At 76.9% G+C, this 8215-nt stretch carries 2 protein-coding genes; both read right to left on the minus strand.

Going from position 1 to position 8215, the window contains the following annotated elements; translation table 11 throughout:
• A partial coding sequence (locus ACFWOG_RS36225; protein ID WP_380363622.1) for an amino acid adenylation domain-containing protein occupies positions 1–6902 on the minus strand: 6902 nt, incomplete at its 3' end.
• Positions 6899–8215: condensation domain-containing protein (locus ACFWOG_RS36230; protein ID WP_380363624.1), on the minus strand; the 1317-nt coding region annotated here is incomplete at its 5' end. The genes ACFWOG_RS36225 and ACFWOG_RS36230, both read right to left, overlap by 4 nt.

The following is an 8215-nucleotide window of genomic DNA, read 5'->3' on the forward strand; positions in this document are numbered from 1 at the left end:
GTGTCCGCAGCCGCGTCCCCGGCCGAGTCCGCGGGCGCCGCCAGGCCGAGCCCGGCCACCCCGGTCAGGAACCCGCTCTCCTCCTCGGCGAGCCGCTCGCGGAAGCGCGGGTCGGTGACGAAGGACCAGTCCTCGGTCTCCGGCGGGTAGGCGTCCAGCAGCCCGAGGAGGGCCACCTCCTCACCGCCCTCCTGGAGCAGCGCCGCCATGGTGTGGGCGACCGTCCCGCCGAAGGAGTAGCCCAGCAGGTGGTACGGGCCGTGCGGCTGCACCGCCCGCACCTCCGCGAGGTACAGCTCGGCCAGACCCCGGACGTCCTCGACCTTCGGGAGCTCACCGCGCAGGCCCGGCGACTGGAGGCCGTACAGCGGGCGCTCCCGGTCGAGATGGCGCAGCAGGCCCGCGTACTGCCAGCTGAAACCGGAGGCCGGGTGGACGCAGAACAGCGGGGGCAGCGCGCCCTTCTCCCGCAGCGGCAGCAGGGTGCGCAGCGCGTCACGGCGGGCGTCGGTGCCGAGCCGGGCCGCCGCCCCCGCGACGGTCGGGGCGGCCATCAGGGTGGCGACCTGGACCGGGGTGTTGAGCTCGGCCCGGATCCGGCCGGCCAGCCGCATCGCGAGCAGCGAGTGGCCGCCGAGTTCGAAGAAGTTGTCGTCGACACCGACCTCGGGCACGCCCAGGACCTCCGCGAAGAGCTCGCAGAGCAGGGCCTCGCGGGCGTCGGCGGGCGGCCGGGAGGACCCCCGGCCGGCGGGGCCGGGCACCGGGAGCGCGGCGCGGTCGACCTTGCCGTTGACCGTCAGCGGCAGCGCGTCGAGCTCGACGAACGCGGCCGGGACCAGGTACTCGGGCAGGGTCGCGGCCAGCGCGGCGCGCAGCGCGGCGGAGTCCGCCGGGAGGCCGGGGGCGGGGACGGTGTAGGCGACCAGGCGTGCGCCGCCCGGGCCCCGCTGCGCGACGACGGCCGCCGCGGCGACGGCGTCCAGGGCGAGCAGCGCGGACTCGACCTCGCCGGGCTCGACCCGGAAGCCGCGGATCTTGACCTGCTGGTCGGCCCGGCCCAGGTAGTCCAGCCTGCCGTCCGCCCGGAACCTCATCCGGTCGCCGGTGCGGTACATCCGCCCGCCGGGCGGGCCGTACGGGTCGGCGACGAAGCGGCCGGCCGTCAGACCGGGCCGGTCGTGGTAGCCGCGCGCCAGGCCGTCCCCGGCGAGGTACAGCTCGCCGGGCACGCCCACCGGGACGGGGCGCAGGGCCTGGTCCAGTACGTACGCCCGGGTGTTCATGACGGGCCGTCCGACGGTGGCGGTGGCGCTCTCGCCGACGCCCGCGCCGAGCGCGTTGATGGTGTACTCGGTGGGCCCGTACAGGTTGTAGCCGGTGGTCCCGTCGGTCCGGTCGAGCAGCTGCCAGAGGGACTCGGGGACGGCCTCGCCGCCGAGCAGGACGAGCACCGGCCGGTGCCGGCCGTCGGCGAGCAGTCCGGCCTCGATCAGCTGCTGGGCGTAGGACGGGGTGACGTTGACGACGTCGACGCGCTCGCGGACGTAGTGGTCGACGAGGGCGTCCGGGTCGAGCCGCAGCCGTTCGCCGATGACGTGCACCTCGTGGCCGTCGACCAGCCAGAAGAACTCCTCCCACGACATGTCGAAGGCGAAGGAGACGGTGTGGGCGATCCGCAGGCGCCGCCCGCCGGCCCCGGTCACGGCGGGGCCGAAGATCCGGGCCCGGTGGTTGACCAGCATCGTGGTCAGCCCGCGGTGCGGGACGACCACGCCCTTGGGCCGCCCGGTGGAGCCGGAGGTGTAGATCACGTAGGCCGGGTGGTCGGCGTGACGCGGGGCGGTGAGGTCGGCGGCGGTCACCGGCCCGGCCGGGACGGCGGCCTGTTCGGCCAGGCCGTCCGGGTCGTCGAGCACCAGGCGGGGCAGGTCGTCCGCGGCGGGCAGGCCGGCGCCGACGGCCGTGACGGTGACGAGGCAGAGCGGGCGCGCGTCGGCGAGCATCTCGGCGAGCCGGGCGGCCGGGTGGTCCAGGTCGAGCGGCAGGTAGCCGGCGCCGGTGCGCAGCACGGCGAACAGGGCGACGACGAAGTCCGCGGAGCGCGGCAGCGCGAGGGCGACCAGGCGCTCCGGCCCGGCGCCGCGGGCGATCAGGGCGTGCGCCAGCCGGTCGGCCCGCCGGTCGAGTTCGGCGTAGGAGAGCCGCTCCTCGCCGAAGACCAGGGCGGTCGCGTCCGGGGTCCGGGCGGCCTGCTCCGCGAGCAGCCGGTCGACGGTGGTGTCGGGAACGGCGTGGCCGGTGTCGTCGCCGAGGCCGAGCAGCCTGCCCAGCTCGGCCGGTTCCGGGGTGCCGAGCCGGCCGACCGGGGCGGCGGGGTCCCCGGGCAGGGCGCGGACCAGGGCGGCGAGCCGTTCGGCCACGGCCCGGGCGGCCTCGGCGTCGAACAGGTCGGGCCGGTAGGCGAGGCTCAGCTCCAGGGCGCGCTCGGGCGTGACCGCGAGGGTCAGCGGGTAGTGGGTGCCGTCCACGCTGTGGGTCCAGCCGATCGCGTGGCGGGCGACGGCCTCCTCCCGGGCCGAGTCGTCCAGCGGGGTGTTGCGGAACACGTACAGGGTGTCGAAGAGGCGGCCGAAGCCGCTGAGCCGCTGGATCCGGCCGAGGCCCACCTGGTGGTGGGGCAGCAGGGCGGCGTGCTCCCGCTGGACCCGGACCAGGAGGTCGCGCAACGGCTCCCCGGGCCGGACGGTCACCCGGAACGGGAGGGTGTTCATGAACATCCCGATCATGGTGTCCACGCCCGCCAGCTCCGGCGGCCGGCCGGAGACGGTGGCGCCGAAGACCACGTCGTCCGAGCCGGTGAGGCTGGCCAGGGTGAGCGCCCACGCGGTGGACAGCACCGTGTTGAGGGTGATTCCGCAGGACCGGGCGAAGGCGCGCAGCCCGTCGCTGGTCGCCTCGTCCAGGACGATCGGGCAGACCTCGGCGATCACCGGCTGCCGGGCCGGGTCCTCGGGCGCGACCAGGGTCGCCTCGTCGAGGCCGGCGAGGTGGACCCGCCAGGCCTCGGCGGCGGCCTCGCGGTCGGTCGCCGCGAGGTGGCGCAGGAACTCCCGGTACGGCGTGGCGGGCGCCAGCGCGTCCTCGTCGCCGCCGTGCCGGTAGAGGGCGAACAGCTCCTCGAAGAACAGCGACTCGGACCAGCCGTCGGTGAGGATGTGGTGCTGGGTCACGCAGAGCACGTACCGCTCGTCGGCGAAGCGGAACAGCGCGACGCGCAGCAGCGGCGGCGCCGCGAGGTCGAACCGGGTGGCGGCGTCGGCGTGCGAGAACTCCTCCAGGGCGCGGTCCTGGGCGGCCCGGTCGAGGTGGCTGAGGTCGGTCTCCTGCCAGGGCAGCTCCCACGCGCCGGGGACGATCTGCACCGGCTCGTCGAAGCCCTGGTGCCAGAAGCCCGCCCGCAGGTGGGGGTGGCGCCTGAGCAGCGCCTCGAAGGCACGGCGCAGCGCCGTCCGGTCGACGGCGTGCAGCAGCTCGATGAAGTTCTGCATGAGGTAGACGTCGAGCGCGCGGTCGTCGTAGACGGCGTGGAAGTACAGGCCCTCCTGGAGCGGGGAGAGCGGCAGCACCTCCTCGGCGTCGGGGCGGAGTTCGGCGGCCAGGGCGAGGGCCGCCTCGGGGACGAGGACGACGGCGGCGGGGTCCGGGCCGTCGGCGACGGTCCCGGCGTCCACCGCCGCGGCGGCGAGCCGGGCGGGTGTGCGGTGCTCGAAGACCTGCCGGGGGGTGAGGACCAGCTGCTCCTTGCGGAGCCGGCCGACCAGCTGGATCGAGCTGATCGAGTCCCCGCCGAGGACGAAGAAGTCGTCGTCGGCGCCGGCCGCGGCGAGGCCGAGGACGTCGGCGAAGACGCGGCACAGGACGGCCTCGGCCGGGGTCCGCGGAGCGCGGGAGGCCGGGTCGCCGGTGAGGACGGGGGCGGGCAGGGCGGCGCGGTCGAGCTTCCCGTTGACGTTGAGGGGCAGGGCGTCCAGGGCCACCAGGGCGGCGGGGACGAGGTGTTCGGGCAGCGCGGCGGCCAGGGCGGCGCGGGCGCCGACCGGGTCGGCGTCACCGGTCAGGTAGCCCACCAGGCGGCGGACGCCGGGGGTGTCCTCGCGGACGACCACGGCGGCGGTGGCGACCCCGGGCAGCGCGGTGAGGGCGGCCTCGATCTCGCCGGGCTCGATCCGGAACCCGCGGATCTTGACCTGCTCGTCGGCCCGGCCCAGGTAGTCGAGGCGGCCGTCGGGCAGCCTGCGGACGAGGTCCCCCGTGCGGTACATCCGGCTGCCGGGCGGGCCGTACGGGTCGGCGACGAAGCGGCCGGCGGTCAGACCGGGCCGGTCGTGGTAGCCGCGGGCCAGCCCGGTCCCGGCCAGGTACAGCTCGCCGGGGGCGCCGTCCGGTGCGGGGCGCAGCGCGTGGTCGAGGACCCTGGCGGCGGTGCCGGCGATCGGTGCGCCGACCAGCGGGCGCACGCTGTCCGCGAGGTCGGCGGCCAGGGCGTCGACGGTGTACTCGGTGGGGCCGTAGAGGTTGACGGCGCGTACGCCGTCGGCGGCGCGGACCGCGCTCCACTGGGCGGGCGGCACCGCCTCGCCGCCGAGCAGCAGCAGCCCCGGGCGGTGGGCGCCGTCGGCGAGCAGCCCCCAGTCGAGGAGCTGCTGGGCGTAGGTGGGGGTGACGTCGAGGGTGTCGACGCGGTGGCGGCGGACGTAGCCGGTGACGAACTCGGGGTCGCGCCGCTCCGTCTCGTCGAGGAGGTGCAGTTCGTGCCCGGCGAGCAGCCAGAACAGCTGCTCCCAGGAGGTGTCGAAGGAGAACGAGGCGGTGTGCAGGGCCCGCAGGGGGCGGCCGGCCGCGCGGGCGGCCGGGTCGAGCAGCGCGGCCCGGTGGTTGGCGTAGAGGTTGGCGAGGCCGCGGTGGGTGAGGACCACGCCCTTGGGGCGGCCGGTGGAACCGGAGGTGTAGATGACGTAGGCGGGGTGCTCCGGGTCGACGGCGGGGAGCGGCGCGTCGGGCCCGGGGCCCGGGGCGGTGGCGGTGGCGGTGGCGGTGTCGTCCGGGCCGTCGAGCAGCAGCGGTCGGGGGCCGACCGCGGGGAGCCGGTGGACGGTGCCCGCGGTGGTGACCAGGCAGGCCGGGGCGGCGTCGGCGATCATGTCGGCGAGGCGCTCGGCCGGGTGGTCGAGGTCCAGCGGCAGGTAGGCGGCGCCGCTGCGCAGCACGCCGAGCAGGGCGGTCACCGCGTCCACCGAACGCGGCACCGCGAGGGCGACGACCGACTCGGGGCCGATCCCGCGTGCGACCAGCCGGTGGGCCAGCTCCGCGGAGCGGCGGTCCAGTTCGGCGAAGGTCACGGACCGGCCGCCGGAGACGACGGCGGTGGCCCCGGGGGTCGCGGCGGCCTGCGCCGCGAAACGGTCGGCGACGCTCCCCCCGAAGGCGGCGGCCTCCGGGCCGTGCCCCGCCGCCGCCAGCCGGGCGTGCTCGTCGTCGGTGGTCAGCCGCAGCCTGCCCACCGTCGTGTCGGGGTCGGCGGCGATCCGCTCCAGCAGCGCGGCCAGCCGCTCGCCGATCCGCTCGACCCGGCGGTCGGTCAGCACGTCGGGCCGGTACTCCAGGTGGACCTCGACGGTGCGGCCGAGGTTGACGGCCAGGGTGAGCGGGTAGTGCGTGGCGTCGCGGGCGGTGACCCCGGTGACGGCGGCCCCGCCGGCGAGCGCGGGGCGGGCGGACGGGTCGACGGGGTAGTTCTCGACCACGAGCAGGGTGTCGAAAAGCTCGCCGCCGCCGGCCTGCTTCTGGATCGCGTGCAGGCCGAGGTGGTGGTGGGAGAGCAGTTGGTTCTGTTCGCCGCGGAACCGGCGGACCAGCGCGGCGACGCTCTCCTCCGGGCGCACGGCGACCCGGACCGGGACGGTGGTGATGAACAGTCCGATCATCGAGTCGACGCCGGACAGTTCCTCGGGCCGGCCCGACACGGTCAGGCCGAAGACGGCGTCGCGCCGCCCCGTCAGGGAGCCGAGCAGCAGCCCCCAGGCGCACTGGACGAGGGTGCTGGGGGTGGTGCCGAGCCGGCGGGCCGCCGCGGTGAGCCCCGCGGTCGCCTCCTCGGTGAGCCCCCGGGTGTGCCGGGCCGGCCGGACCGCCTGCCGGCCGGGGTCGGCCGGGGCGAGCAGGGTGGGGCCGTCCGTCCCCGCCAGCGCCGTGCGCCAGGCGCGTTCGGCGGCCGGCCGGTCCTGGTCGGCCAGCCAGCGCAGGTGGTCGCGGTAGGGGCGCACGGCGGGCAGACCGCCGGGGTCGCCGTCCCGGTCGTACAGCTCCAGCAGCTCACGCACCAGGAGCGGCATCGACCAGCCGTCCACCAGGATGTGGTGCACGGTGACGATCAGCCGGTACTCGGTGTCGGCCACCCGGGCCAGCAGCAGGCGCAGCAGCGGCGGCCGGTGCAGGAGGAACCGCTCGGCCAGCTCGGCGCGTTCGGCCCGGTCCAGGGCCTCACCGTCCGGGACGCCGCCGGACGGGGCCGTGGCGGACGGGGCCGTGGCGTGCCCGGCCCGGAGGTCGTGCCCGGCCCGGAGGTCGGTCTCGCGGACGGCGATCCGCAGCTCGGCGGGGACGAACTGGACCGGCTCGGGCACGTTCTCGTGCCAGAACCCGGCGCGCAGGTTGGCGTGCCGGCGCAGCAGCGCGTCGGCGGCGGTGCCGAGCCGGGCCGCGTCGACCGGGCCGCTCAGCGAGACGGTCAGCTGGACGGTGTAGACGTCCGTGGCCCGGTCGTCGTAGGAGGAGAGGAACAGCATGCCCTGCTGGAGCGGGGAGAGCGGGAGCATGTCCGCGAGGCCGGTCCTGGTCATCGCTGGTCCTTCCACATCTGTTCGAGCATGGCGATCTGGTCCTGGTCGAGGGAGAGCAGATCGAGGTCGGAGGGGGTGTGGCCGCCGGAGCCGGCGGTGCCGGCCCAGGTGGCGAGGCCGTCGAGCGCGGCGGTCCACGCCTCGGCGAGGGCGCGTGCGGTCGACTCCGGCAGGGCGCCGGCGGCGGGGATCCAGTCCGCGACGAGCCGGGGGCCGTCGGGGCCGGGGTCGATCCGGGCCACGATCTCCAGCGCGTGGGAGAGCGGGGCCCCGGGGTCGGGCTCGACGCCGACGGCGTCGGCCTCGGGGGCCGGTCCCCAGGCGGTGCCGGGGGTGTGGGTGCGCCGGCCGAGGTAGTTCCAGAGCACTTCGGGCCGGGCGGCCGGGTCGAAGCGGCGGGCGGTGGCGGGGTTGGCGTAGCGGAGCAGGCCCGCACCGATCCCGCCGGCGGGGACGGCCCGCAACTGTTCCTTCACCTCCTTGAGGGCGCGCCCGGCGTCCTCGGCGCCGGTGAGGGCGGCGGCCGGGTCGACCCGGCCGGGGGCGAGGCGCACGGGGTACAGGCTGGTCAGCCAGCCGACGGTGCGGGAGAGGTCGGCGCCGGGCAGCAGGTCCGGTTCCCGGCCGTGGCCCTCCAGTTCGACCGGTAGCCCACCGTCCGGCCGGTCCGGGTCGAGGTGGGCGGCGGCCAGGGCCAGCGCGGTGAGCAGCACGTCGTTGACGGTGCCGTGCACGGCCCCGGGGACGGTGTCGAGCAGGGGCGCGGTCCGTCCGGCGGAGAGCGTGACGGTGAACGGGCGCGCGGTGTCGGCGGTGTCCCGGGCCGGGTCCAGCGGACGCGATCCGATCAGGCGCCGGTCCTTCCCGCTCTCCCCGGCCGCCAGCCAGTGGCCGAGTTCGGCGGTCCGGCGGGGGCTGTGGGCCTCCGCGAGGAGGTGCTCGGTCCACGCGCGCAGCGAGGTGGCGACCGGTTCCAGGACCGGCGGCCGGCCGGCGGCGGCGTCCTGCCAGGCGGCCCGCAGGTCGTCCAGCAGGATGCTCCAGGAGACCTCGTCGACCGCGAGGTGGTGGGCCGTCAGCAGCAGGCGGCCCGCGGCCTCCCGGCCGGCGTCCAGGTGGACGGCCTGGAGGAGGCGTCCGGTGCCGGGGCGCAGGCGGCCGACCGCCGCGTCCGACTCGGTGGCGACCAGCTCCCGCAGGGCGGCGTCGTCGAGCCCGGCGGCGGGGACGGCGCGCAGGCTGTCGGCGGCGGTCACCGATCCGGGCGGGGCGGTTTCGGCCGACCAGACGCCGGGGTCCGGCCGGTGCAGGAC

Origin of the sequence: Kitasatospora sp. NPDC058406 (genome assembly GCF_042722765.1) — a bacterium.
Classification (GTDB): domain Bacteria; phylum Actinomycetota; class Actinomycetes; order Streptomycetales; family Streptomycetaceae; genus Kitasatospora.